We start from the raw sequence: 24,741 nt of genomic DNA, 5'->3' as shown, positions 1-24,741 counted from the left end.
GTTCTAATCTGGATTCGTCACATAGAGGCCGTGTTGGCGAATGCGAAGCGGCTCGTAGCCGATTTCGCCCTGTCATGGAATCGGACGGTCATCGCGTCACCGGGCGCGCTTTCCGTGTCCTTCTCAACAAGCAGGCGCAGCGTGCGCGCACCAACGGATGGATGTTGTTCTCGAACCTGCAAGATCGCGCCAATCCATGGCGCCGCAACATTGTGCTTTCTCACCGTTCCAGCGTAATCTCCCAACGGCGGTGAACACATATCGCGGGGGACCAGGAGGTCGATCACGCGGCAAGTAGATTCATTCGGGCCGTACACCGTCCCGGACAACTCATGCGGGCGATCCAGCATTGCATTTGCGCCAGCGATATCACCTTGCTGGATTAGCCTTCGTGTTTCGCTCGAAGAACAATGCACGCCGTTCTCAATGTGGGTGGTCGAACGGAGCGGCACGGGGCGTACGTCAAATCCCAGGCGATCGCCGAGATTGCGCAAGTACGCGATATTCCCTTGTCGACCACTGCCGCACGCGAAATTCTCGCCGACGATCAATGAGCGTAAGCCCAAACTGTCAACCAACGTTCCCCGTACAAAATCATCGGCCGATTCGGTACTTCGCCGTCGATCGAATTTCAGAACGACGCAATAGTCGACACATCCGGTGGACGCTAACAGATCCATGCGACCATTTAGCGTGGATAGTAGCGGTGGACACGAATCAGGACGCAACGTGGCAAGCGGGTGAGGATCAAACGTGACGAGAACGGTGGGAATCTGCAAGACCGATCCTCGATCTCGCAGGTTCCGCAAAACACGCCTGTGTCCACGGTGAACACCATCGAACATCCCGATCGACACAGCCGACCCGGACAGATTGAACTCACCTGGATCGGAGATGACTATCATGGAAGACTCCCATACGCGTCATTAACAGCAGATCAGATTACCTTGCAGACTTCTTCAAAAGAGAGCCGCGGGCTGCGAGCAAACAACCTGGAAGGGTCGCCGCGACCAAGGCCGCAAATGAAGTTCGACTTGATCGATGTGCCGGCAAACACCGTGGCGTCGACTTTCGCATTGTCGAAACCGGACATCGGACCACAGTCCAGGCCGACCGCACGCGCCGCTGCGATCAGATATCCGCCTTGCAAGGTTCCATTGCGGAAGGCAGTCGTTTCTGCGAACCCGATCTTTGCTTCGCCTTCGAACCAGGCCCTGACCGCAGGATTATGCGGAAAGAGTCTTGGCAACTCCTCATAGAACCGCGTCTCATATCCGACTACTGCGAGTACAGGCGCAGTCATGGTTTTTTCGATATTCCCTGGGCTCAAAGCGTCTTTCAGTTTCGCCTTTCCAGCCTCACTACGCACGAAAACGATTCGCGCCGGTGAACAATTGACTGAAGTGGGACACCACTTCATCAGTTCGTAAACCTGCTTCAACTGTTCGTCCGATACCGGTTCGTCGAGCCATCCGTTCTGGCTACGACCCTTGCGAAACACACGGTCCAAAAAGTTCTCTTCAACCATAATTTGTCACCTTCTCTGGAGAGAAACAGTACCGTGCAAAAGCACGGTACTTCCATCGGTTCCGGCGCAGGCAGCTAGCGAACGCAGGCTGCCAATGCGTCAGATGGCCATGGTGCCGCTGAGTGCCAGCGATTCCTGGTGTCGTGCCGAATCGAGCGCTTTCGCGTAGTCGGCAGTGGCTTTGTAATCGCTGGTGCCATCGGATTCCAGCTCGATTCCGCAAACCTTGCGAGCGAGCTTTGCGTACGGACCGGCCCCGGAGAATTCGGCGCGTTGCATGGTGAGGGTGCGAATGGCTTGCAGCGGCGTACCGTTGAAGTTTTCGAAAACGAACAGGCGGCTGCCCCAGTCCGTCAGGAACAGGTCGCGAATCACACGGCCGATCTGCACGCGGTCATGCGGCTTGCCGACGGGGCCGCTGTTCAGGCGTTCAAACCACGGATTGAGCGTTGCGTCGTTCCATTGGTCTTCGCTGGCGAAGATCAGTGCGCTGCGCCCGGAAAGATCGACCAGCTCGTAGATCATCTGCGAGAAGTTCTCCAGATAGAGCGCGCGGCCGAAGTCGTAGACCAGAATATTCGGCTTGTAGTGTCCTCCAGGTGTATGGAAGCCCAACTCTTCGGCCGCTATGACGTGGGCTAACATTGCCTGGTGAAACCCGATCAGTTTCGCAACGCGGGTCATGACGGCCGGAATCTTGTTGGTTCCGATATGCTCGGTAATCAGTACGGCCAGGCCTGCCATCAGTTCTGCGCGCACCATCTGGCGAACCAGCGCATGGTAATGCAGCCAATCGAACACACGTTGCGGGTAAAGCTTCGCATGCTCAGGATTGCCGATATGGAAGACATGCGTCCACGGAATGAAGACGTTTTCGAAAAGGGTCATGCCGTCGAGTTCGTCGCCTTGGGAGGCGAGCGGGTGTTCGATCGGATCATCCTTCACGACGCCTTCACGGCAAACGATCGTCACCCCTTTTGTATTGACGGGCGTCGCCGCGAAAATAACCTGCTCGCCAGGAATACCCGGACGGAAGAACACGCCGATATGGATCCAGTCGGCAAAGGCGACGCCAGTGCCGATTGCCTTGATGCCGTTGACAACGATTCCCTTCTCGTTCTGTTCGACGATACGAAGACCCGGTGAGCGAGCCTGTGCTTCGGGGTTGGAGCGGTCCATTTGCGGATCGACAAATTGCGGTGCGCAATTGAAATCATTGTCCTTCGCAAAATTGACGAAGTTCACGATGTTTTTTGCCTTGATGTGACCTTCCGCGCCGATAGATTGGGTCTCCCATGGCGTGGGATCATCAAGGTACGTCTGCAAGACGTAGTTGTTCACATCGGGGCTTCGGGGAAAAGATGCGCCGGCCATTTCGCGCATTACCGTCTCGTGGTACTTCCGCTTACGACGGAGCTGGTCTTTGTTGTGATGACCAAACCATTGCATTGAACGGCGTTTGCCGTTTTCGTCGACATAGGTCATGACGTCTTGCAGATCGGCCCGATGATGAAGATCGTAGAAATCTGCATGACGCTGCGCATAGTCACGCGTTTTCGGATGCGTGGCGATGTTATCGATCTTTTCGTTTCCAACCCAGACTTGACGCCCGTCATTCAGCGATTCGAGGTATTGACGACCGGTTCGGATCATGGTTTTCTCCTTCGAGTATTTAAATGAAAACGACTGGTTAAAATGTTGCGGGTTGGGTCGTTGCGTAGGCGCGCTGATAGTAAGCGAGGGGGTGACCCTCATCTGCCTTCGTGGTTGCAATGACGCGCGCGAAAATAAGGCTGTGCGTTCCAACTTCAATGGCATCTGCAACACGACAGTCGAGCGTCATCATTGCTTCTTTGCAGTAAGGTGCGCCACTCGCCAGCGTTCCCCATTGACTTCTCGCAAACCGTTCTGGCATTGACAGCCCGCCGACCCCGGCAAAAAGCTGAGACAGTTCACTTTGATCGGCACTCAGCCAGTTCACAGTGAGTATCCCGTTCGCTTTGATTACACCGTTGGTGAAGCTATTCCGGTTTACGCAAACCAGGATAGTGGGCGGCGTGTCGCAAACCGAGCAGACGGCAGAGCAGGTGACACCAGCTCTTCCACTTGGGCCGTCTGTAGCGACGACAGTCACGGGAGTGATTGCCTTGGAAAGCGCGTCTCTCATCTCAGTCGCGCTTACTTCGGTGAATTCTGTTTCCGGAACATTTGCCTGCCGCGCGGCAATTGTGAAGCGGGGTTCTGACTCTTGGGTTATCTGCTTGTTCGGCATACCGCGTCTCCAGATGGAAGGTTACTCGGGCGACTGTTTTCCTTTCTGATACTGGAATTTATTGTTATCGATTTTTTTGGAGGAATCTACGGATTGGCGGCATAAGCACTATTCCTTCGATACATGGACGTGGAGATAAAAGATGTTCATGTCCGCTTCATTGGATCGTTCGCCCCACAAAAATCCGTAACGTCAGAGCCGCGCGTGAGTTTGGCGGTCACGCCAAATTCTTTCTGGTTTATTAGAAATGAACTAACCAGACTAAAATCCCAGCCACGTTGAACGCTTTAACGTGGCTGGGCAAAATTCTCTGCTGGGTCTATGTTGCGGGGCGTGCGGGCCGGAAATAGTTCCATCAGACGGCACTGCACGCTATCCAGATCGATGCAGCGGCCCGCTTATAAGGTCGACAGATACATCTGGTCGGCGGTACCTGCAGAGACGCCGAGTTCGGCGGCAACGGCAGCAACGCCTTCTTTGGCAACCTTGAGGTCCACCCGGCCGTCAGTGGTGAAATGTGGTCGGATGTAGCGCTCGTAGTGTTGCTCCGCTTCAGCGTGAGTCAACCGGCCTAGCATCGAGGCAATATGTTCGATGGCCAGGCTGGGCTGTTCGGCGATCGTCTTGAGCGACCGTTTATAGGCCCGTACCAACGCCTGCAAAGCTGGATCGTCGAGCGAGATGCGCGAAGGGTCCACGGCGAGTCCAACGGTGGGAATCTGGAAATGGTCGCCCACCCAGGACAGCAGCGAAAAACCTTCCTCCTGGACCACCTGTTCAGCCGATAAAGTGCTGCCCACGTACGCCGCATCAATCGACCCGTCGCGAAGGCGTCTCAGGTCCATTTGATAGTCACCTGGGATTCGCTCCACGCATTCGACGTCCCGGTCGGGATCCAGCCCGTGCTTGCGTAACACGATCCGCGCGAAAACCCCAGGAGCAGTACGCGCTCCGTGGACCGCCAGTCGACGGCCGCGGAGATCTTCCATTGACTTCACGCCGTTGGCGCCGACGAACCAGAAGAGCGGTTGGTGCGTGTTGACGCTCAGGGCGGTCCATTGGATGCCGCTGGTCATCCGCGAGATCAGTGCGCGGCCGAGACCGATGGTTGCTCCGGCGCGCACGCGCTCAGTATTCCAGACCGCTCCGTCGCGGAGCGCGACGCGAACGCCTTCATCTTCGAAGTATCCTTCTTGATCGGCTACGTGTGCTATCAGTTCCTCGTGAATACCGGCCCCTACATAAGTGAGGTCAATCGAGAGCATTGGCAATTAACACCTCTGTCAGGTCAAACAGGTGGATCGGAGAAGTAGTTCCTTTTCGAGCCTTGGATACGATACGGGTGCTCTTGAAGGTCATTCCATTCCGAAGCCACCGCTTACGGGAATGTAGTGGCCGGTGGTGAAGCCCGACGCATCACTTGCCAGGTACGCCACTGTATTGGCGACCTCTTCTGGACGGGCGAGCCGGCCCATCGGGATGGATGCGGCGATCGCTTTCAGCCGTTCGGCGGAGATCAGCCCGGCTGACGTAGCGCCCTCCACCGTGGTCGGCGCGACGAGATTGGCGGTGATGCCGTTAGGGGCCAGTTCCAATGCGACGTATCGCACGAACTGGTCCAAGGCAGCCTTGGCCGTGCCCAACGTAATCATGCCGTCGCGTGGGCGACGCGATAGCAGAGTACTCAGGTAGATCAACCGCCCGTGGCCGCGAGAGATCATTCCGGGCACAACCGCTTTGGTTGTCAGGAAGGCGGCGCGCAATTCAGTGTCGACCTTACCGCCGAGCTGTTCCCAGTTCAGCTTGGCGAATGAAATGACGTCGTACGGCGTCAACGCGTTGTGTACGAGAACGTCGACTCCACCCCATCGCTGATTGATTTCGTCGGTCATGGCGGCGACATCGTTCGACTCGGTGACGTCGGCTTTGATTACCATGGCTTCTCCGCCTGCCGCGACGATCGTGGCAGCGACGTCGTCGGCTTGCGGTGCACTGGCACGATGGTTCACAACCACCTTGTACCCTTGTTGGGCCAAAGTCATCGAAATGGTTGCACCAATGCCTCGACTGGCTCCCGTGATCAGCGCGACTGCCATGACGTCACCTCCATTTCAGGGCGCATCGGGGATGACGTAACAGACCGCATAAGCGGACTCGCATGGATCAAATAAGTTGTACACATTGGGGAATTAGCTCCTCTCTCAGGTCGATCGGGTGGAACGGCAAATAACCTAAAATCCGGGCGATGGGGGCGCTCATCGTGTTCGATCTACGACGAGATATTTCGGATGTTTCGTCTGAGCTACAGTACACCGCGCAAACACTTAACTCTACGGATGCAGCCTCATAGACACTATTCCGTCGCGGAATGAAGGGGAGAGCCTGCATGATGAGCAGTCGACCGATCGCGTGATGTTGCGATCGCGAAGGCCAGACCCTGTCGATCGACGACAGCACGACGTCTATTGGAAAGGCATATACATCTGCAGCCAGATCCGATTCCCTTCTGGCCGGTTGCGAGCCATCATTTCGCGCTGGTACTTGAGCGCCACAGAGAACTTACGTGTGCCGTAGGCGACCGACGGGCCCACAGCAAGAACCTCTCCGCGGTTCCCGTTGCCATTTACCGACTGACCGTGCTGTGTATCGTCTGTCACCTGTCTATAGAAATAGCCACTCACCCCGATCTGCCACATCGGAGTGAAGCGAAACCCGGCGTTGTAGTCGACGATAAACTCGTTCCCCGAGTGATAGTCGGTTACGTGGTTGACGGAATTGATGCTGTAAAGCGCACGAGCGCTGAATTCCACATTCGGCACGGGCATCCACGTGACGGCGTAGTTCGGCTGCATCGAGTAGTAGTGCCGCCCCGGGTTCACGATCCGGCTTGTGTCGTAACTGCCCGTTGGCAAGAAGAACTCGAGGCCCAGGATCTGATGCAGGTTGCCGAGATGCCATCCGAGGAAGAGTGGCCCGACAGTCAGGTCCGACAATCCGGTCGCTGTGCCGCTTTTGTAGACCGTACCTTTCGGCGTGTGCGCGTCGAAGTGCAGATCGAGATTGACAAAGGGAATATTCGTCCGCGATTCGAGAGTTGCACCGAGGAACGTTACATCCCGCCAGACATGAGACAGTCTGAAAGCTGCCGCCTGCGCGTGCAGCGAGAACTCCGATACGCTGGCGTTCGGGCTTCCGTTATTGCCTTCGAGCGTTGTTGCCTCGTATTCCTGCAGATAGACATAGATGTGGGTGCCCGGGGGAGGCTGAACGCCCGAAAGTAGCGTGTTCACGCCGACGGGATAGTTGCTCCCGCCGCCTTCCGTGGCATGCGTGGTCGTTGTCCAGATTGACGCAAGCGTGGCGCTCGCCAGCAGGGTGACACCTATCGAACGACAACAGCCGCCAAACTCGAAAAAAGGCATAACTTCCCCTTTGCGCTCGTCCGACTTTGAACGGCGCTATTGATGAGTTTCTTCGTACGGGATGGAAAAACGGAGCGCGTTAGTGGCGCATGTGTCTGCCCATCGACCCGGAACGCCTATGCGAGCACGTATGGTTACGCCAATGAGAGGCGCGGAGTATGAACAGAAGGCTTCTCAACATTTTGATGACCGAGACCCCACGGAAAAGTCGACATCGGCGTGCATTCCAATCCGGTCAAGCACGCAGCGGCAATCCGATAACTGCCTTTAGGCGTGGCATTCCGAAAGAACTTGATTCGTGTGGATGCCTGCTTGTTTTCGCCTTCGATCTGCGGGTTGACGTTGTTTTTTTCAGGAAGAGCGTTGGCAGTTGCTTATCGGGAACTGCGTACTCCCGCAAGTCATTGCGGCCGTGCATGCGGTCGAGCATGATGTTGTTGATTTCAACCTTCGGCATAGCATCGGTTCCTCGATGATGGGCAATTCGGTGATTCAGGCTTGTGCCGCGTGTCACTGCATAGACAGATGCTTGAGCGTGTAGGAATCACAGTTGAGGTCGATTTCGGCGGCACGAAACCAGGTGCGTGACAAGCGAAGTCGACGGTCAGCACAACGCGCACGGCAAATGCTGCGACGGAGTCCGCATACGCGGTGTCTCTTCATTGATGATCCAGATATCGCGTCCGCCTCTAAATGATGCAAAAGACTGTTTGCCGGCTTGAACCGCGGTGCGCAACTTCATGGGTGATCAGACACGAGTGGACCACGTGATCACGAACACAAAGCAGCATTGCCGGGAAGATCAACGGCACCGGCGTGATTGGCCGCAAGCGGACACGTAAGAGAGGCGAGATGGGTTACCCATCTTCATGGTCGTGGACATCGTGGTGTTGCGATAGCGACCCATCGGTGATACAGGGCGTGTGGCTCGGAGTACACCGCCAACTGTTGCTCGCGACGCGACCGCTCGTTGAGAACTGACGGGTGCTTGATGAAATCGGGAAGACGTGTATCGGTCCTGCGGTGAGATGGTCGACGGGCGGCACGCTGTTTGTATTGACGAGGCGACGCGCAGGGCTTCTGTTGCTTGCGTCGAGAAGGGGTGCTGTTGGCGCGTCGCACATCGAGCTAACGGCCGCTTTGGTGGCGGTTGCACGGCCGCCCGCTCCGGTATTCGTGGCGATCGTGGATCGCGGTTCCGCCTTAGAGAGAGGGGTTGACTGGAGGCTGCTCGACGGCGGGCCAATGCCGGAAAAGAGGGCGTGTTCGCGCTTGAGTTCACCGGGTAAGCCATGCTGCTGTCGTAGCGCGTATGACATTCCGCTTCTCCTGATGTCGAGCCGACCTACGGATTTCGGTGTATTGCAGCGGACTTGCCGTCAGTCGGGACGCTGCATACTGCAAGTGATGCCGTTCAACTACATTAGGCTCGCCAAATTAATCTCTCTACGGGCTCAGCGTCATAGATACTATTACCCATGGTAATGAAGCCGATCCTTTCGAACTTCGCGGATTCGATTCTTATCCCGGTCAACTCCACCTTCGTGAAGGCGGCACGCTAGCCGAAGCACACGTCGACTCTATATCGATCAAGTAATTCAATACGATGCACCGCCCGCGCCAATGCGAAGGTGCCAGTCAAGCCTTACTTGAATGGCCCTGTTCGGCGCCGTTAATCCACAGCACCGGTCGGTCGATCTTCTACCGTGCCGCCCGCGGTAGCCGAGACTGTGACTATGCGTTAGATAAGTTTGTGGGCCAATTCAGAATGGAGAAGTCAAAGCTGCCCCGGAGAATTGTTAGAAAACGCGGCGATTGATTCGCCTTGGGGATCTGGAGAGGTGAACTAACCTGAAATCATTGAATTACGACACGCTAGCCAGCAAAGCGTACGGTGACTGACTCATTGAGATATCATGCGTCAACTACCTAGCGCTGGTGGCATTTATGCGGCGCTGTCATCTGAATCAACGCGCTGCTGGGCGCGTCTGCGTCCCCAGTTCGTGACAGACTTCATCAGCCCGCTCAGGTGGCGTGCGGAGCCACCTGTCCTCGTAGGGGCCAAACGTTTTACATAGCCCATCACGGTCGCCTTGAGCCGTTGAAAGCCGGGCTTTCCCATCGCCGCCACACAAATCATAAGCAGAAGCTTGTTCGCGAGGAGAATGATCCCCGTCAGAGCAGCCATGGTTGTTGCGGATGTGCCGAGAGAAGCGGCGATAGGTATGATTGGCAACAACGCAAAAGCGGAGACAAAGAGGCCCATTCCAAGTTTGAAACGCCATCCGTTCGCGGTCTTTGCGTCAGCTTTGATGTCTGAGAAAGTCATGATACCGGGCTCAGGTTATCTTGCGTTTCGGTTATCCAGACGATGAAGCTTTTACAGAAGTCAAATGCCTCATCGATAGATAGGGATGTACCAAGTTAAATGACGACGGTGGTTTTTATTCGGCCGATTGATCGGTCATCGAAATATTTTTAACATTAAGGGCGTGATATTTCCATTCTCCTAATGTCAACCGATCTACCGATTTCTCTAAAGTGAAGCAGATTCCTGCTGAGGTTGAGACGATGGAAATTGCGAGCCAACTTCATGCAAGGACATTAGACCCGCCAAATTAACCCATCTACGTATGCGGTGTCATAGACACTATTCCACAACGTAATGAAGCCAGTCATCATCTGCGTATGGTTTGCGTGTTAAGCATCTCGCTGCCCGGTCGCCGCGGGCATGGGCAACGTTGTGTATGGTGCTTGTGATGTCGGAGACAGTCGGTTGATATGAGCTTCCGCGAAGCTGCACACCTACTGGAAATCCGAATAGAGTTGAGCTGAGCGGCGGTTGTTGATCCTGATTCGCGACGGCAACAGGGCCCAACAACCACAAGTGCCTCATCCCATTGCCGCAATCGCGTCGAACAATGCGAGATTCAGCATCTTCACTTCGTCGTTAGTCGGTAGGGGTTGCGACGAAAATTTAGCGATCACGGTCTCGCGTTGCGGATCGACATAGAGCCACTGGCCATGAATGCCAATCGCAAAGCACGCGCCGCTGACGTTGCCCACCTGATACCACTTGTTGCGGTACTTGCCATTCGGCAGCCAGCTAGAGAAATTGCCTTGTCGCCATGCCTCTGCGCTGCCGCCCGTGAGCGTATCGGTCATCCAGTCCGCAGGTATCAGTCGGCGCCCGTTGATCTCGCCGCCCAGGCGCACCAGCTCGCCGATCCTCGCCAGATCGCGCACGGTCATACATAAGCCGCCGCCGGAGCGTGCAGTGCCGGCGATGTCCACCGTGATGCAACCGTCGTGCCGCAATCCTAGTGGTTGCCACAGACGGGTGGCTGCAAAGTCTGTATAGCGCTGGCCGGAGGCGCGCTCGATCACGAGGCCGAGCACATCCGAGTTGGGCGAGCAGTAATGGAACGGGCCGCCATGCTCGCCCGCACCTTTGGGCAGGGAGGCGAGCAGATCGATCACCGTCTCCGCCGGTTCGCCTTCGCGGCGCGGATCCAGCAGCCCCGCCCGCCTGTAGCGTGCATAGATGCCATTCGGATCGAGATAGTCCTCGTTGAACGCGAGGCTGGTCCGCATATCCAGCACATGCCTGACGCGCGCATCGCCGAAGGCCGAACGCGTGAGTTCGGGCACGTATTGCGCCACGGGAGCTTCAGGGTCCAGAAGACCGTCTCCGAACAGCATGCCCGCAAGCAGGCCGGCGACTGACTTGCTGGCCGAGAACAGGATATGGCGGCTTTGCAGCGTGAAGTGCGGCGCGTGAAAATCGGCGACGAAACGTCCGGCTCGCATCACGGTGATCGCATCAGTGGAGGTCTGCCGCAGGATCTGCGCAACCGATCGGCGTTCGCCATGGACTACGAACTGAAGTTCCGTCAGCGCGTCGGGACTGACCACGGGTTCTTCAGGACGGCCCGACGTGGCAGGAATTCGTGCTGTCGGGATGATTTCGTGGACATGGCGAAAGGCCCAGAGATTCCATGGTGCTTCACGCCAGTTATCGTGCCGGACACTGTCGCGGCGAAAGCCGTAGTCGCTTTCAAAACGTGACGGATTCATCTTGACTGCAGACTCCTGTGGCGTACTGGCGTCGTTTGCAAGGACGTCAATGAACATGTTGAAGGAACTCGCGAAAACGCTCGCCAGGCGGCGTGGACAACATCTCAACGGGCTTGCCGTCGTGTACGACACGGCCCGCTTCCATGAAGAGCAGGCGCGAACCCACGCGCTGTGCGAAGCCCATTTCGTGCGTCACGACGACCATCGTCATGCCCTCGCAGGCGAGGGTCTGCATGACCTTGAGCACCTCCTGGCGCAACTCGGGATCGAGCGCCGAAGTCGGTTCATCGAAGAGCATCAGCTTGGGCTGCACGGCAAGCGCTCGCGCGATGGCCACACGTTGCTGCTGGCCGCCGGAAAGCTGCGACGGATAGTGATGCATCCGCTGCGAGAGGCCGACTTTCTCCAGCAGCGCGCTCGCGATGTCGCGTGCCTCGGCCTTAGTCTGGTGGCGTGCGCGGATCGGCCCGAACATGACGTTCTGCATCGCCGTCAGGTTTGGAAACAGATTGAACTGCTGGAACACCATGCCTGCTTCGAGCCTGATACGCCGGACGTCGCGGGCCGAACCCAACACGCTGATGTTGTCGACGCGCAGATCGCCGGAACTGATCGTCTCAAGCCCGTTAATACAGCGAAGCAGCGTCGATTTGCCGGAGCCGGACGGGCCGACAATGACGGCGACTTCACCTCGTTCGATCCTGAGGTCAAGCGGATGCAGAACGACGTGCTGGCCGAAACGCTTCGAGGCTTGCTGGAATTCGATCATGCTCATGGCAGGCGTACTCTCCGTTCGAGCACTCGCAGGCCGAGTGCAAGCAGACTGATGACGAGCAGATAGATGACCGCGACGGCAGTCCAGATCTCCACCGCACGAAAATTCTCGGCCATGATTTCCTGGCCTCTGCGCGTCAGTTCGCCCACGCCGATCACGAGAAAGATCGAGGTGTCCTTGACCAGATTGACGAACTGGTTGCCCATTGCCGGAAGCGCGCGTCTGAACGCGATGGGTGCAATGACGTGAGCCAGCGTGGTATGAAATGGCAGACCCATCGCCATGCCAGCCTCGCGCAATCCGCCCGGCACGCCCTGGAGCGCGCCACGGATAATCTCCGCGTTGTAGGCGCCGGAATTGACGATCAACGTGATGATGGCGGCGCTGGTCGCGCTGATGCGGATGTCCATCATGATCGGCAGCGCGAAGTACACGAACATGACCTGGACCACGATTGGCGTGCCGCGAATCAAGGCGACATACATCTGCGCCGGAAACGCTGCGGCCTGACTGCCGTAGGTCAGCGTCACGCCCGCGATGACACCGAGCGCTACGCCGCCCGTCAGTCCTGTCAGCGCGATCAGCAGGGTCAGCCGAAGTCCTTGCAGCAGGTCCGGCAATGCAGCAATGAGGGCCGCCCAATCGAAGTTCATGACGACGCCTCGCCGAACCATTTACGGTTGAGCGCGGCGAGCCGTCCATCCGCCTTCATCGCAGCGAGCTGAACGTTAGCCGCTGCAACGAGCGGGCTGCCTTTCTGAAAGCCCATGCCGACGTCGAGGCCTTCCAGAGCGGGCAGGATGACCCGGACCTTGTTTTTCCCGGCGGTGTTGGCGTAGTAGAGCAGTTGCGGCTTGTCATAGACGACAACATCGGTGCGGCCTGCTTCCAGCGCGAGCAGCGCGTTATTGATGCTAGGCAGTTGCTCCAGCGTGGCGTCCTTGATGTGATCCTTGATGTAGTTGACTGCGACCGTGCCCGTCTCGGTGCCGATGCGTTTACCAGCGAGATCGGCCGGGGTGCGGATGCTGGTGTTGTCAATGCGGGTCAACGCGATCAGACCGCTTTTGTAGTACGGCGTCGAAAAATCGATCACCTGCTGCCGCTCCGGCTTGATAAATAGCTGCGAGACGATCACGTCGAGATTGTGGGTCTGCAGCGCCGGGATCAGCGCGCCGAATTCCATCGGTTGCAGGCGCCATTTCCGGTTCAATCCCTTCGCGACTTCGCTCCAAACCTCGACGTCGAAACCGGAATAGGTGTCGCCCTGTTTGAACGCGAACGGCGGGGCGCCCACGTTGGAGCCGACCACCAGTTCGGCATCGGCCGCCCGGACGGAACGGGACAGCAAGATGGCGGGCCCGGCTGCGAGGCCCAGTTGCAGCAATTGACGGCGATTCATGGTTTTCTCCTCGTTGAGTGATCGTGCTGGGCTATCTGGCGTCTTGTTGTGGCGTTGCGTCTGGCTGATGTCGATCGGCTTCGTGCGTCAGCGAAACAGTGAGTTCGATTTCGAGCAGCCCACCGCCAGGCAGGCTGGCAACGCCGATTGCCGATCTTGCGTGTCGGCCCATTTCGCTGAAGATTTCGTGTAGCAGGGACGAGGCTTCATCCATCACCTGGCTGTGGTTCACGAAGTCGGGTACGGCGTTGATGAAGCCGCGCAGAAAGAGAATGCGTTCGACCCTCGTCGCGGGTGGCAGCGCTGCCGCGAGCGCGCTCAACGCGCGCAGCACGCAAGTGTGTGCGGCGTGCCGGATTACCTCAGGCGGCGTCGTGTGATCGACGGGGCCAGCGATCACCTGTTCGCCGACGCGGCTGACCTGACCGCTGACGTAAGCGATGTCGTGATGGATCACCACGCCCGTGTAGGCGCCTCGCGGCGATGGCGCAGGCGGCAGTGTCATGCCCAGTTGCCCAAGCCGGTCCGCGATATCGATCGTCATGACGGAGTCCCAGTGCGCGTTTCGAAGCAGACCGGTCCGCCCAGCCAGCAGCCGTCCACGTGACTGGACTCGACGCTGAATCGCACCGAGATTTGCGACGGGCGTCTCATCGCGCGTCCCTGACGGATCGTGATGGTCCGCGTGGACGCTTCGACCATCCCATTGGCGAGCAGGCCGAACGACAGCGCGGAGGCTGCGATCCCGGTGGCTGCGTCTTCCGGATAGCCTGAAGCGCGCGGGAACTGACGGGCATCGAAGATCTGCCGGCCGGCATCGGAGATCGCGTAAGGATAGAGGCCGGTGGAGCCGATCCGCTCGCACACGCCTTCGATTCGGTCGAAGCGCGGCTGAAGGGCGTCGAGAACGGCGGGGCTGCTGAGCGGAATCAGTGTCTTGACCCGGCTGGTGCAGGCGTTCTGGATCGGCAAGGGCGCGAGTTGCGCGTCACCGATGCCGAGCGCGTCGAGGATCTCGCTCTGGCTGTGCTGCGGCAGCGGCTCGACGCGGCCCATGGGCTGAGAGATTTCGACGGCCGCGCCCTGATCCGTGTAGCCGGTGATGCGGACAGCGACCTGGCCGCTGCGCGTCTGAAGGGTCAGCCGGTCGCGTTGCAGGCGTCCGGCTTGATGGAGCAGCCAGACTGCGCCGACGGTGGCGTGGCCGCACATCGACATCTCGTGGTTCGGAACCCAGAAGCGGAATTGATAATCGCAGTCTGAGCCGGGCGCGGCGGGCAGGACGAAGCCACTTTCGTGGCCGTAGTGCCGCGCGACGGCCTGCATTTCCGCGTCAGACATACCGGCGGCGTCGATCACGATGGGCGCGGGGTTGCCGCCGCCGGGGCCGGCGGCAAAGACGCTGACGAGTTCGACTTGAGGGCGCAAAGACATGGCGGCGTGAGCCCCGCTGACCGGGGGATGTGTTTCTGTCCGGTCAGATTACGGGGAGCGGCGCCGCGCCGCGCGTTCGAACGGGCCCTACGTTTTGACCGAACGGGCCATCCTTGCTCGCAGACCGGAAGGCGAGTGGCCGCCGACGCGGCGCATCGCACGTGCCAGGGCGGCGCCGCTTTCGAAGCCGACGCGGAACGCCACCTCGCCGATCGGCAGATCCGTTTCAGCGAGCAGGCGGCAGGCATTGTCGTAACGCGTGCGCTGCTGGAACTCGCCGATCGAGACTCCCGTGCGTTCGCGGAACAGACGCGTGATGTGACGCCGGGATATGCCAAAACGCTCTTCCAGCATGTCGAGGGGAATCTCCTGGTCGGCGTGGTGGGCTACGAAGGCTTCGATGTCGGCGACCAGCGCCATGCCGTGTTCGCGCGGCGATGTCCCCAGTTCCGTCTTCCCGGTGATGACCTCGCCGATACACTGCATCAGCAGGGCCGATGACAAGGCCTGGCGGGATGCCGCGCTGCCATAGCTACTCATGTCGTTGCGCTGTGAGAGATCCTGCAGCGCGCGGATCGCGGCCGTCCTTCGCACGAGAATCGGCGTGCGCGTGCGCCGGCGGAATTCGCTGAGCGAGCCGACGCCGGTATCGAGCTTGTGCAGCGCGTCCCCCGTCACATAGACGGCCAGGTGACTGTGAGTTGCGCATCCGGCGCGGGTCTGATGGGCGCGCCCTGACGGTACGACCGCGAAGCGATCCTGAGACAGCCAGGTGCCCGCACGCCGGTCTTCGTGGCGAAGCTCGACGGCGCCCTGGCCAGGCAGGATGAACATCAGGCAGTCGTGCCAGTGCCACGGCATCGCGTAGGTGCCGCTGCCGGTAAGCGTTGCGTGCCCTTCATCGGCAGCGACGAGCAGAGCCTTGTTGGCCGGCTGACAGAGTTGTGTGAACGTTCGTAGCATGGCGATACTCCATGCAATTCATGCGATTCAGAAGAGGGTCATGCTGTGACCGGATTGCGATTGAAGCGCCTTGCGTAGCGTGGAGTCGCGAGGGACGGGCACAGCATCAAAGGGATTGGGGGAAGGATACCAGTCCAAAATGCGGCTGCGTCCGGTTGCCCCTGACATCAGTTCGGACCGGTCGAGCGTGACTCTGAAGAAGAACTTCAGGCCGGTGATCGCGTGGTTCAGCGACACGGCCGATGTGCCGTGGTCGACCAGATAGAGCTGGTAGCGGCGCAGGTCCTCGACCGTGGCCGTGTCAGGTGAGCGCCCGAGAAACCGGGCGAACTCACGCACGATGTGCAGATAGATGTCCTGCGTCTCCGGGGCAAGCTGGCGCATGTGCATGTCGTCGATCATGCGCTGGCGCATGTCGGCATCTCGAATGTCTTAAGATGTATCGTTAGATATATATCTAACGATAGTCCGTCAAGCCAAATCTCGAATTTGTTCGACCGATCGCGGCGTCGCGCTGCGATGAAGCATGCAAGTCGTCCGCATGCTAGTCTTGATTGGTTTCGGTCCCCAACAGGGCTAAACGGACACGTCCAAATGAGTGCTGCTTCCCTCGATCCCGATTCTGTCGCGCGTTCGGCTTTCGTGCTGGGCGTGCGCCACGATGCGCTCGATCAGCCGTGGCAGAGCATGCGCCGTGCGCAGTTCGTGCAGGTCGCGGAAGGCGTGCTGGCAGTCCATACGGAAAACGGGCTGTGGGTCGCGCCGTCGCATCACGCTGTCTGGATGCTGCCGGGCGTGTTGCACAGGATGTCGTCGGCGACACCCGTCGTGCTGCGCATCCTGTACGCCGACGAGGACGCGCTGCTCATGCCCGCGCGCTGCTGCGTGGTGGCCGTGAACGGTCTGATGGATGAATTGCTCGGCGCGGCGTCGGAATTCGACGCGACCGCACCCGCCGATGCCGAACAGCTTCGCCTGCTGGCTGTGATCGCCGACCGCCTGCCACGGCTGACGGAAGTGGCGCTGTCGCTGGTGTATCCGCGCGATCTGCGCGCGCGGCATATCGCCGATGCGCTCGCTGCCGATCCGGCCCGCGCCGGCGTGCTCGACGATTTCGCCGAGCAGGCGTCGATCACCGCGCGCACGGCGGCGCGCCTCTTCACGAAGGAAACGGGGCTGACGTTCGGCCAGTGGCGTCAGCAACTGCGGTTGTTGACGGCGCTGATGCGCCTTGGCGCCGGCGCGAGCGTCACGCAGGTGGCGCTCGAGGTCGGCTATAGCGACGTATCGTCGTTTATTGCGGTGTTCAAGGACGCGCTGGGCGAGACGCCCGCGCGTTTCTTCCGCTGAGCTTCAAGCGGCTGTTCCTGACGGCGAGATCAATGCGCGCCCGACGCATCCGCGCCACCACCGCCACGCGCGGGCCGCGTGATCCAGATGAGCGGAATGATCAGCACGAAGATGATCGCCGACGCATAGAAAATGTCGTTCAGCCCCATCATCGCGGCCTGCGTGTTCACCGTGAAATCGAATAGTGCATTCGATGTCGACGGGCTGACGTGTAGCAGCGTCTGCGTGTTGTCGATCTGCTGCGCAAATACCGGGTTGTTCGCGTTGGCCTGCTCGGTCAGGCGCTCGTGATGCAGGATCGTGCGGCTGTTCCAAGCCGTACCCGCGATCGACGTGCCGACCGCGCCGCAAAACACACGCACGAAGTTCGACAGACCCGCCGCCGCCGGGATCTTCGGGCCGGGCTGCCCCGACAGAATGATGGCTGTCAGCGGCACGAAGAACATCGCCATCGGGATGCCTTGCAGCAAGGTGGGCAGCACCAGATGCCACGTGTCGATCTCGACCACGTAGTTCGAGCGCATGAAGAACACGATCGCGAAACCGACGAACGCGAGCGTCGCGATGATGCGCGCGTCCGAGCGCGGCAGTACGCGGCCCATCACGGGCGCGAGGATCACCGCGAAGATGCCGAGCGGCGCGGTCACGAGGCCGGCGTCGACGGAACGATAGTTCAGGTACTCCTGCATCCATTGAGGCAACAGCACCAGGTTGCCGAAGAACACGCCGTAGGCGACCGAAATCGCGATCGTCCCGCCGAGGAAGTTGCGCTGTGTGAAAAGCCTCAGATCGACGATCGGATTCGGCTCCGTCAGTTCCCAGATCAGGAAGAACGCGAAGCTGATGACGGCAGTGACCCCGAGCGCGACGATCACGGGCGAGCCGAACCAGTCGAGATCCTTGCCCTTGTCGAGCATGATCTGCAGCGATGCGACCCACGTGACCAGCAGGCCGAGGCCGACGACGTCGATGGGCAGCTTGCGGGTCGGCGTTTCGCGTGTGCGGTAGATCATCCACGTGGCGCCCGCCGCGAAAATGCCGACGGGAATGTTGATGTAGAAGATCCACGACCACGAGTAGCTATCCGTGATCCAGCCGCCGAGCGCCGGGCCCGCGATCGGGCCGACGGTCGCCGTCATCGCCCATAGCGCGAGCGCCGTCGACGATTTTGCCTTCGGCCACGAACTGAGCAGAATGGCTTGCGACAGCGGAATCAGCGGACCCGCGACGACGCCCTGCAACACACGCGCGAACAGCAGAATGGGCAGCGACGGCGCGACGCCGCACAGCCACGACGCAATCACGAAGCCGAGAATCGCGCCGACGAACAGCTTGATCTGCCCGAAGCGCTGCGTGAACCAGCCCGTCAGCGGAATCGATACGGCGTTCGATGCAGCGAACACGGTGATGACCCACGTGCCTTCATCGACGGATACACCGAGGTTGCCCGAGATGGTTGGAATCGCAACGTTGGCGATCGAGGTGTCCAGCACGTTCATGAACGTGGCCAGCGCGACGGCGAAGGTCGCGAGCACCAGCTGGCCGCCTTGCAGCGGCGGCTGCGCGGGCGGGCCCGGCGGCCCGGCGGGCTTCGAAGGGGCGGACGGCGGGGCGGACGACGGGTCGGGTTGTTTCGGTTCGCTCAAGCGGGTCTCCGTCGGTGAAGAGGTGTCGCGCGACATGCGTTGCCGTGCATGCTCGCGCGGCGCAACATGGCGATGATAGTCGCAAGCGCCGAACGGCATCGGCCAGGCGCTCACGCGCAGGCGGAGAGCGAATCAGAAATGCGTTGTCCAGTGCCGTGTCGCGCGTCGATGTCAGGTGTTGGGCGCCGCAGACGTTTTGCGTGAAATCCACGCAAAAATACGGGACGCGTCGTATGCTCCCGCCTGCGCGTACGATGCGTGATTCGGCAGCGACGCAATGCCCGCGGTGCGCGCCGCGCAATACGAAAGGATGAAGGCGATGGCCTGGGAACAATTCGACAACGGCTGGCGGCTCGCACCCGCCGCGGGACCCGCGACTTCGCTGGTCGTGCTGCTGCATGGCGTCGGCAGCAATGCTCAGGACCTCGTGCCGCTCGCGGACATCTGGCGCGAAGCGCTGCCGCAAACTGCGTTCACGTCGCTCGACGGCAGCGAGCCGTTCGACGGCGGCTTCGGCGGGCGTCAGTGGTTCAGCCTGCGCAATGTCGACGAGCAGAACCGTACGGGACGCGTCGCGGCTGCCTGGCCTGCGCTGCACAAGATGCTCGACGCCGAGCTTGCGCATCACGGCCTCGGCTATGGGCAACTGGCACTAGTGGGCTTCTCGCAGGGCTCGATGATGTCGCTGCATCACGTGGCGACGAATCCGCAAGGTGCGGCCGTGGTGGTCGCGTTTTCGGGGCGGCTCGCGTCGCCCGTCACCGCGAAGAGCGCCACGCCCGTGACGCTGATCCACGGTGAAGACGACGCGGTGATCTCTGTCGACGAAACCGAACGTGCCGCCATCGCGCTGCACGACGCGGGCTTCGACGTCGAGGCGTTCGCACTGCCGGGCGTCGGCCACACGATTTCCGGTGAAGGCGTCGCGTTGGGCCGCGAGGCCCTCGTGCGCGCGCTTGCGCCGCTCGCCCGCGGCTAAGTCCTTCGCATTCCAATCCTCTGCGTGATACGTCTTACGGCCGCGTGTAAGCGGCCGTAAGGACGTTTTCGAATTCATTCTCCTAAAGTTCGCCGGGCATCTGCCGATATGCGATCAATAGCCGGAAAAAGTTTCCGAGGAACGCACGCGCAGCATCGCTGCGCCGTACGTTTGACGTTTTCGCTGCTTACAACGCAGCTCACTTCTTTCAAAAGAGCCTGAACATGGCCAGATCGAATGCGCAGTCATCGCTTTTTGGACGCCTTTTCCGCTCGTCCGTGGCGGTCGATCTCGGCACTGCCAATACGCTGATCTATACCGATGACGGCGGCATTGTGCTTAACGAGCCGTCCGTGGTGTGCTTCGACAAGCAGGAGTCGGCGGGACGCAAGCGCGTCGCGCTGGTCGGCAGCGAGGCCAAGCAGATGCTCGGCCGCGTGCCCCTCAACCTTGAAGCGGTGCGGCCGATGCGCCACGGCGTGATCGCCAATTTCTCCGCCGCCGAACACATGATCCGGCAATTCGTCGATATGGCCCGTCCGCGTCCGTTCTTCGCGCGTCGCGCCGCGTTCACGATCTGCGTGCCGGCCGGCGCGACCCAGGTGGAGCGCCGCGCGATTCGCGAGGCGGCGGCTGCGGCGGGTGCGTGGAAGGTGAACCTGATCGATGAATCGCTCGCGTCGGCGGTTGGCGCGGGCTTGCCGGTGTCGTCGGCGACGGGCTCGATGGTCGTCGATATCGGCGGCGGCACGACGGAAATCGGCGTGATCGCGCTGGGCGGCACGGCGTACAACGGCTCGATTCGCGTCGGCGGCGATCAGTTGGATGCCGCCATCATCAAGCACGTGCGCAACAACTTCGGCGTGCTGCTCGGCGAGCAGACGGCCGAGCATGTGAAGAAGACCATCGGCTCGGCGCTTGCCGTCGTGCCGCCGGATACGATGCGCGCGACGGGACGCGGCGTCGACGACGGCCTGCCGCGCACGGTCGAGCTGTCGACGCAGGATGTCGTCGACGCCATCGCCGCGCCGCTGCGCCAGGTGCTGATCGCCGTGAAGGCCGCGCTGGAAAACGCGCCGCCCGAACTCGTCACCGATATCGCGGACGCAGGCATCGTGCTGACGGGCGGCGGCGCGCTGCTCGGCAATCTCGCGCGCTATTTCAGCAATGAACTGGGCCTCGACGTGCGAGTCGCAGACGAGCCGCTCACGTGTGCCGTGCGCGGTGCCGGTGCGGCGGCGAGCGCAGGCCTGCTAGATACAGGTGCGTACGACTGACGCAATCGTTTGACATTGCTTACGGCGCGCTTTCTGTGGTGCGCGTGGGCGCCGGCGTCATGTGACAATGAGGCTTTTACGGCGCGCATTTCATGGATAATGCGCGCCTTTTCATTTGCCTCTTTTCTGTGAATCAGACTTCCGCTTCATCCACGCTTTCCATCGAATTGCCCAACGGCTTGAGCATGCCGTACGTCGAACAGGGCGACGGCGAACTGCTGCTTTTCGTGCATGGATCGCTGTGCGATTACCGCTATTGGGAGCCGCAACTCGCGGGTCTATCGAAGCGTTATCGATGCGTGGCCGTGAGCCTCACGCATTACTGGCCCGCCGTTGAAACGCCCGCCACGATCCCGTTCAGCTGGAGCAATCATGCGGATGAAGTCGCGCAGTTCATCGAGCGCTTCGGCGCGGGGCCTGCGCATGTCGTGGGTCATTCACGCGGCGGCTGCGTCGCGTATCACTTCGCGCGGCGTCATGCTCAGCATGTGAAGACGCTGACGCTCGCCGATCCCGGCGGGCCGTTGCAGATTGCGGGACGCGCGCCGGCGAGTTTGCCGGAGACGGTCAATGCGCTGCGGGCGCGTGCCGCGCAACTGATCGAAGAAGGGGAGGTCGACGCGGGCCTGCAACTGTTTGTCGATTCCGTGAGCCGCCCGGGTTTCTGGGCGAAGAGCACGCCGGCCTTCCGGCGCATGGCGACGGACAATGCGCATACGCTCGCGCGCCAGTTCCGCGATCCGCTGCCCGCTTATACGCCCGACAGCGCGAACGACGTGAAGTGCCCCGTGCTGCTGATCGACGGCGAGAAGAGTCCGCTGATGTTCCGGCGCGCGGCCGAAACGCTCGCGTCATGGCTGCCGGACGCGGGGCGCGAAACGGTGATGGGCGCATCGCATGGCATGAACCTCGCGCATCCTGCCGCCTTCAACCGTTTCGTCGACGCGTTCATTCAAGGCGCGCGTTGAGCTTCTTTTAAAGCGTCAGTCTTTGGCGTGCGCGTCGATATCGAGCGCGCGCTCGGCGCCTTCACCGATCAGGCCGCAGTAGTACAGATGCACGCCGATCGCGAGCGAGTCGTGGCGGATTTCGTTGAACGCCTTCCACGCCTTGGCGGGTTCCTTGAACACGAGATAGTGCGCTTCCTGCGAGACGAGCCGCGCGACCTGATGCAGGCCATGTCCATGCAGACGGTCGACCAGTTCGTCGAGGCTGCGATGCGTGCGCGCGTCCGTGCGCGGATACAGCATGTGCAGCACGGCGACTTTTTCCGAGGCGAGCGCGGCCGACATCGCCAGCACGATGTCCTGGTGGTTCAGCGCCGTGACGACGATGTCTTCGGCTTCTTCGGTCGCGGGAAAGAGCGTGTCGAGGTTCATGTTCATTTTGTGGTTATTCCTGTGTCTGACTTTAAAAAAGACCCGCCGTTTCTATGGCGGGTCCAAGACAGCATTGTGTTTGCAGGGGAAGCTAAACACAGATTCAGTATCTCAGACGCGATTGCGTTTGGCGTCCTGCGTGAAGCAAAACATTGTTGCTGCGGGTGCGCTTACTTTCATTTGCCTGTCGATGCAAAGCCTTGTCGGCTGGTCGAGTATTGCTTGGTGCGAGATGGATTGTTGCGTACGAGGGATGCAATCAAACGCCGTGCGCGCCTTAAAATGCTGACGGCTGCCGGGTGCGGCAAAACGCGTACTAGCCGGCGCGCACGTTTGTTGTTCGATGTGCGCGTGAGGCGCCGCACATCTGGCCTCGCGTGTTCAGAGCAATGCAATGTCGAAAGGAATCCCTGATGAACGTATCAACGACTAAAGCCACGCTGTCGTTTTCCGATAGCGACGAAAAGATTGAACTGCCGGTTTATAAAGGATCGTTGGGTCCGGATGTGATCGACATTCGCAAGCTGTACGGACAAACGGGCAAATTCACTTACGATCCGGGCTTCATGTCGACGGCGGCGTGCAATTCGGCTATCACGTATATCGACGGCGACAAGGGCGAGCTGCTGTATCGCGGCTATCCGATCGATAACCTTGCGCAAAACGCGGACTTTCTCGAGACGTGCTATCTGCTGCTGAAAGGCGAACTGCCCACGTTGCAGCAGAAGAAGGAATTCGAGGACACCGTCACGAAGCACACGATGGTGCATGAGCAGATGCACTTCTTCTTCCGTGGTTTCCGTCGCGACGCGCACCCGATGGCGATTCTCGTCGCCGCAGTCGGCGCGCTGTCGGCGTTCTATCACGACTCGCTCGATATCTCCGACCCGACGCACCGCGACGTGTCCGCGATCCGCATGATCGCCAAGCTGCCGACGCTCGTCGCGATGGCGTACAAGTATTCGATCGGCCAGCCGTTCGTGTATCCGCGCAACGATCTGTCGTACAGCGCGAATTTCATGCACATGATGTTCTCGAACCCGGCTGAGGAGTACAAGGTCAACGAAGTGCTGGTGCGCGCGCTGGACCGTATTCTGATTCTGCACGCGGACCACGAGCAGAATGCGTCGACTTCGACGGTTCGTCTGGCGGGCTCGTCGGGCGCGAATCCGTTTGCGTGTATCGCGGCGGGGATCGCGTGTCTGTGGGGCCCGGCGCACGGCGGCGCGAACGAAGCGGCGCTGAACATGCTGGAAGAGATCGGTTCCGTCGACAACATTCCGAAGTTCATCGAGCAGGTGAAGGACAAGAACTCGGGCGTGAAGCTGATGGGCTTCGGTCACCGCGTGTACAAGAACTACGATCCGCGCGCGAAGCTGATGCGCGAGACCTGCCACGAAGTGCTGAATGAACTGGGTCTGCATGACGACCCGCTGTTCAAGCTCGCGATGGCGCTGGAGAAGATCGCGTTGGAAGACGAATACTTCGTTTCGCGCAAGCTGTATCCGAACGTCGATTTCTACTCGGGGATCGTGCAGCGTGCGCTGGGCATTCCGACTGCGATGTTTACCTGTATTTTCTCGCTGGCGCGTACTGTGGGCTGGATCGCGCAGTGGAATGAGATGATCGCTGATCCTGAGCAGAAGATTGGGCGTCCGCGGCAATTGTTCGTTGGCGAGACGGCGCGGGAGGCGCAGCCGATCGCGAAGCGGTAAGGGTTGTTCATTTTCATTATTTAGGCTCGCTTTTGGATGCCGCTATCCGCGGTGTTGGGTGAAAGCGCAGGCGCTGCTTCCGCATGAGGGGAGTGGCGCCTTTTTTTGCTTTGTTGTTTTTGTCTGCGACGGATTTTTGATTTGGCTTCGTGGTGGTGGCTGCGATTTGCTGTGTCGATCATATGGGTGGCTCTGCGTATGCGCTGGCATCCGCGATGCGTTATCTAGCTTCAAGCGTCGCCCCTGTGCGGGGCGGCACCTACTTTTCTTTGCCGCCGCAAAGAAAAGTAGGCAAAAGAAAGCGGCTAACACCGCCAGTGCTAGTGTTTGCCTGAGGGCCCCCGAAGGTTCTTACGCTTCACACGGCAACCACGTGACCCAAGTTCGTTGCCAGCGCTCTTGCAGTGCGCCTCACCCGCTTCACGCACCCGCGCTGCACCACGCCGTGCCGGATACTCTACCGCCGCCCAGGTGGCAAACTGTGTGTAGGCCGTAGACCGACATACGCCTCACTTCGGACCG

Annotated in this window: 23 protein-coding genes and 1 pseudogene; 5 read left to right on the top strand and 19 right to left on the bottom strand. The window is 59.9% G+C overall.

Features of this window, described 5'->3' with window-relative positions; translation table 11 throughout:
- Positions 1 to 17 precede the first annotated feature (17 nt).
- The 17 genes and pseudogenes from BLT65_RS38875 to BLT65_RS38800 form a co-directional block, all read right to left on the bottom strand.
- Complete coding sequence (locus BLT65_RS38875; RefSeq protein ID WP_091788539.1) at positions 18 to 905, bottom strand: FMN adenylyltransferase; 888 nt, start codon at positions 903 to 905, stop codon at positions 18 to 20.
- Between the two features lie 32 nt (positions 906 to 937).
- Entirely contained in the window at positions 938 to 1,528 is a 591-nt protein-coding gene (locus BLT65_RS38870; RefSeq protein WP_091788537.1) for a malonic semialdehyde reductase, read from the bottom strand.
- Between the two features lie 99 nt (positions 1,529 to 1,627).
- Positions 1,628 to 3,181: a 4-hydroxyphenylacetate 3-hydroxylase N-terminal domain-containing protein gene (locus BLT65_RS38865; protein ID WP_091788535.1), complete on the bottom strand. Its 1,554-nt coding sequence runs from the start codon at positions 3,179 to 3,181 to the stop codon at positions 1,628 to 1,630.
- Between the two features lie 37 nt (positions 3,182 to 3,218).
- On the bottom strand, positions 3,219 to 3,800 hold the full coding sequence (locus BLT65_RS38860; RefSeq protein ID WP_091788533.1) for a flavin reductase: 582 nt from the start codon (positions 3,798 to 3,800) through the stop codon (positions 3,219 to 3,221).
- Positions 3,801 to 4,198: 398 nt separating this feature from the next.
- Positions 4,199 to 5,065 carry an ABC transporter substrate-binding protein gene (locus BLT65_RS38855; protein WP_091788531.1) on the bottom strand — a complete coding sequence of 289 codons (867 nt, stop codon included), beginning with the start codon at positions 5,063 to 5,065 and terminating at the stop codon, positions 4,199 to 4,201.
- A gap of 90 nt (positions 5,066 to 5,155) precedes the next feature.
- The gene (locus BLT65_RS38850) at positions 5,156 to 5,896 is read right to left on the bottom strand and encodes an SDR family oxidoreductase (RefSeq protein WP_091788529.1); all 741 of its coding nucleotides are present in this window, start codon (positions 5,894 to 5,896) and stop codon (positions 5,156 to 5,158) included.
- A gap of 366 nt (positions 5,897 to 6,262) precedes the next feature.
- Positions 6,263 to 7,222: a SphA family protein gene (locus BLT65_RS38845; protein WP_091788527.1), complete on the bottom strand. Its 960-nt coding sequence runs from the start codon at positions 7,220 to 7,222 to the stop codon at positions 6,263 to 6,265.
- 235 nt (positions 7,223 to 7,457) lie between these two features.
- Positions 7,458 to 7,679 (bottom strand): hypothetical protein, encoded by a 222-nt coding sequence (locus tag BLT65_RS46800; protein WP_143036639.1) that lies wholly within the window; start codon positions 7,677 to 7,679, stop codon positions 7,458 to 7,460.
- A gap of 1,488 nt (positions 7,680 to 9,167) precedes the next feature.
- Entirely contained in the window at positions 9,168 to 9,551 is a 384-nt protein-coding gene (locus tag BLT65_RS38840; protein WP_091788525.1) for a transporter suffix domain-containing protein, read from the bottom strand.
- 563 nt (positions 9,552 to 10,114) lie between these two features.
- Positions 10,115 to 11,299 carry a serine hydrolase domain-containing protein gene (locus BLT65_RS38835; protein ID WP_091788686.1) on the bottom strand — a complete coding sequence of 395 codons (1,185 nt, stop codon included), beginning with the start codon at positions 11,297 to 11,299 and terminating at the stop codon, positions 10,115 to 10,117.
- Positions 11,300 to 11,345: 46 nt separating this feature from the next.
- Positions 11,346 to 12,074, bottom strand: coding sequence for a glutamine ABC transporter ATP-binding protein GlnQ (glnQ, locus tag BLT65_RS38830; protein ID WP_091788522.1), 729 nt, complete (start codon positions 12,072 to 12,074; stop codon positions 11,346 to 11,348).
- Positions 12,071 to 12,727: a glutamine ABC transporter permease GlnP gene (gene glnP / locus BLT65_RS38825; RefSeq protein WP_091788518.1), complete on the bottom strand. Its 657-nt coding sequence runs from the start codon at positions 12,725 to 12,727 to the stop codon at positions 12,071 to 12,073. The genes glnQ and glnP overlap by 4 nt, the downstream gene beginning before the upstream one ends.
- Positions 12,724 to 13,461: a transporter substrate-binding domain-containing protein gene (locus tag BLT65_RS38820; protein ID WP_244186944.1), complete on the bottom strand. Its 738-nt coding sequence runs from the start codon at positions 13,459 to 13,461 to the stop codon at positions 12,724 to 12,726. Before BLT65_RS38820 ends, glnP begins: the two co-directional genes overlap by 4 nt.
- Before the next feature lie 46 nt (positions 13,462 to 13,507).
- Positions 13,508 to 14,020 (bottom strand): RidA family protein, encoded by a 513-nt coding sequence (locus BLT65_RS38815; protein ID WP_091788515.1) that lies wholly within the window; start codon positions 14,018 to 14,020, stop codon positions 13,508 to 13,510.
- Positions 14,017 to 14,910 (bottom strand): PhzF family phenazine biosynthesis protein, encoded by an 894-nt coding sequence (locus BLT65_RS38810; RefSeq protein WP_091788512.1) that lies wholly within the window; start codon positions 14,908 to 14,910, stop codon positions 14,017 to 14,019. The genes BLT65_RS38815 and BLT65_RS38810 overlap by 4 nt, the downstream gene beginning before the upstream one ends.
- Before the next feature lie 87 nt (positions 14,911 to 14,997).
- Entirely contained in the window at positions 14,998 to 15,873 is an 876-nt protein-coding gene (locus tag BLT65_RS38805) for a helix-turn-helix domain-containing protein (RefSeq protein ID WP_091788509.1), read from the bottom strand.
- 165 nt (positions 15,874 to 16,038) lie between these two features.
- Positions 16,039 to 16,287 (bottom strand): annotated as a pseudogene (locus BLT65_RS38800) (site-specific integrase); the annotation flags it as partial.
- Between the two features lie 180 nt (positions 16,288 to 16,467).
- Here BLT65_RS38800 and BLT65_RS38795 point away from each other — a divergent pair.
- Positions 16,468 to 17,223: an AraC family transcriptional regulator gene (locus BLT65_RS38795; RefSeq protein WP_091788506.1), complete on the top strand. Its 756-nt coding sequence runs from the start codon at positions 16,468 to 16,470 to the stop codon at positions 17,221 to 17,223.
- Positions 17,224 to 17,252: 29 nt separating this feature from the next.
- Here BLT65_RS38795 and BLT65_RS38790 read toward each other — a convergent pair whose 3' ends face one another.
- Complete coding sequence (locus BLT65_RS38790) at positions 17,253 to 18,905, bottom strand: DHA2 family efflux MFS transporter permease subunit (protein WP_244186942.1); 1,653 nt, start codon at positions 18,903 to 18,905, stop codon at positions 17,253 to 17,255.
- A 283-nt stretch (positions 18,906 to 19,188) separates the two neighbouring features.
- Here BLT65_RS38790 and BLT65_RS38785 point away from each other — a divergent pair, with 283 nt between their 5' ends.
- From BLT65_RS38785 to BLT65_RS38775, 3 genes are all read left to right on the top strand, one after another.
- A complete protein-coding gene (locus tag BLT65_RS38785; RefSeq protein WP_091788678.1) occupies positions 19,189 to 19,848 on the top strand; it encodes an alpha/beta hydrolase in 660 nt (219 codons plus the stop codon).
- A 224-nt stretch (positions 19,849 to 20,072) separates the two neighbouring features.
- Entirely contained in the window at positions 20,073 to 21,125 is a 1,053-nt protein-coding gene (gene mreB, locus BLT65_RS38780; protein WP_091788503.1) for a rod shape-determining protein, read from the top strand.
- A gap of 185 nt (positions 21,126 to 21,310) precedes the next feature.
- On the top strand, positions 21,311 to 22,093 hold the full coding sequence (locus BLT65_RS38775) for an alpha/beta fold hydrolase (RefSeq protein ID WP_091788676.1): 783 nt from the start codon (positions 21,311 to 21,313) through the stop codon (positions 22,091 to 22,093).
- 15 nt (positions 22,094 to 22,108) lie between these two features.
- Here BLT65_RS38775 and BLT65_RS38770 read toward each other — a convergent pair whose 3' ends face one another.
- Positions 22,109 to 22,510, bottom strand: coding sequence for a hypothetical protein (locus BLT65_RS38770; protein ID WP_042316899.1), 402 nt, complete (start codon positions 22,508 to 22,510; stop codon positions 22,109 to 22,111).
- Between the two features lie 407 nt (positions 22,511 to 22,917).
- Between BLT65_RS38770 and gltA the strand changes: the two genes are divergently transcribed.
- Entirely contained in the window at positions 22,918 to 24,219 is a 1,302-nt protein-coding gene (gene gltA / locus BLT65_RS38765; RefSeq protein ID WP_091788500.1) for a citrate synthase, read from the top strand.
- Positions 24,220 to 24,741: the final 522 nt, after the last annotated feature.

It is taken from the genome of Paraburkholderia steynii, assembly GCF_900100565.1.
GTDB lineage: Bacteria > Pseudomonadota > Gammaproteobacteria > Burkholderiales > Burkholderiaceae > Paraburkholderia > Paraburkholderia terrae.
The sequence above is the reverse complement of the archived record's forward strand: the minus strand, read 5'-3'. Positions and strand labels throughout refer to the sequence as shown.

Bases quoted from the DNA above. Each gene is read 5' to 3' on its own strand.
- BLT65_RS38770 (WP_042316899.1), bottom strand. From the start codon at position 22,510: ATGAACATGAACCTCGACACGCTCTTTCCCGCGACCGAAGAAGCCGAA.
- BLT65_RS38850 (WP_091788529.1), bottom strand. From the start codon at position 5,896: ATGGCAGTCGCGCTGATCACGGGAGCCAGTCGAGGCATTGGTGCAACC.
- BLT65_RS46800 (WP_143036639.1), bottom strand. From the start codon at position 7,679: ATGCCGAAGGTTGAAATCAACAACATCATGCTCGACCGCATGCACGGC.
- BLT65_RS38855 (WP_091788531.1), bottom strand. From the start codon at position 5,065: ATGCTCTCGATTGACCTCACTTATGTAGGGGCCGGTATTCACGAGGAA.
- mreB (WP_091788503.1), top strand. From the start codon at position 20,073: ATGGCCAGATCGAATGCGCAGTCATCGCTTTTTGGACGCCTTTTCCGC.
- BLT65_RS38845 (WP_091788527.1), bottom strand. From the start codon at position 7,222: ATGCCTTTTTTCGAGTTTGGCGGCTGTTGTCGTTCGATAGGTGTCACC.
- glnQ (WP_091788522.1), bottom strand. From the start codon at position 12,074: ATGAGCATGATCGAATTCCAGCAAGCCTCGAAGCGTTTCGGCCAGCAC.
- glnP (WP_091788518.1), bottom strand. From the start codon at position 12,727: ATGAACTTCGATTGGGCGGCCCTCATTGCTGCATTGCCGGACCTGCTG.
- BLT65_RS38785 (WP_091788678.1), top strand. From the start codon at position 19,189: ATGGCCTGGGAACAATTCGACAACGGCTGGCGGCTCGCACCCGCCGCG.
- gltA (WP_091788500.1), top strand. From the start codon at position 22,918: ATGAACGTATCAACGACTAAAGCCACGCTGTCGTTTTCCGATAGCGAC.
- BLT65_RS38840 (WP_091788525.1), bottom strand. From the start codon at position 9,551: ATGACTTTCTCAGACATCAAAGCTGACGCAAAGACCGCGAACGGATGG.
- BLT65_RS38835 (WP_091788686.1), bottom strand. From the start codon at position 11,299: ATGAATCCGTCACGTTTTGAAAGCGACTACGGCTTTCGCCGCGACAGT.
- BLT65_RS38775 (WP_091788676.1), top strand. From the start codon at position 21,311: ATGCCGTACGTCGAACAGGGCGACGGCGAACTGCTGCTTTTCGTGCAT.
- BLT65_RS38805 (WP_091788509.1), bottom strand. From the start codon at position 15,873: ATGCTACGAACGTTCACACAACTCTGTCAGCCGGCCAACAAGGCTCTG.
- BLT65_RS38870 (WP_091788537.1), bottom strand. From the start codon at position 1,528: ATGGTTGAAGAGAACTTTTTGGACCGTGTGTTTCGCAAGGGTCGTAGC.
- BLT65_RS38790 (WP_244186942.1), bottom strand. From the start codon at position 18,905: ATGTCGCGCGACACCTCTTCACCGACGGAGACCCGCTTGAGCGAACCG.
- BLT65_RS38860 (WP_091788533.1), bottom strand. From the start codon at position 3,800: ATGCCGAACAAGCAGATAACCCAAGAGTCAGAACCCCGCTTCACAATT.
- BLT65_RS38865 (WP_091788535.1), bottom strand. From the start codon at position 3,181: ATGATCCGAACCGGTCGTCAATACCTCGAATCGCTGAATGACGGGCGT.
- BLT65_RS38810 (WP_091788512.1), bottom strand. From the start codon at position 14,910: ATGTCTTTGCGCCCTCAAGTCGAACTCGTCAGCGTCTTTGCCGCCGGC.
- BLT65_RS38875 (WP_091788539.1), bottom strand. From the start codon at position 905: ATGATAGTCATCTCCGATCCAGGTGAGTTCAATCTGTCCGGGTCGGCT.
- BLT65_RS38815 (WP_091788515.1), bottom strand. From the start codon at position 14,020: ATGACGATCGATATCGCGGACCGGCTTGGGCAACTGGGCATGACACTG.
- BLT65_RS38795 (WP_091788506.1), top strand. From the start codon at position 16,468: ATGAGTGCTGCTTCCCTCGATCCCGATTCTGTCGCGCGTTCGGCTTTC.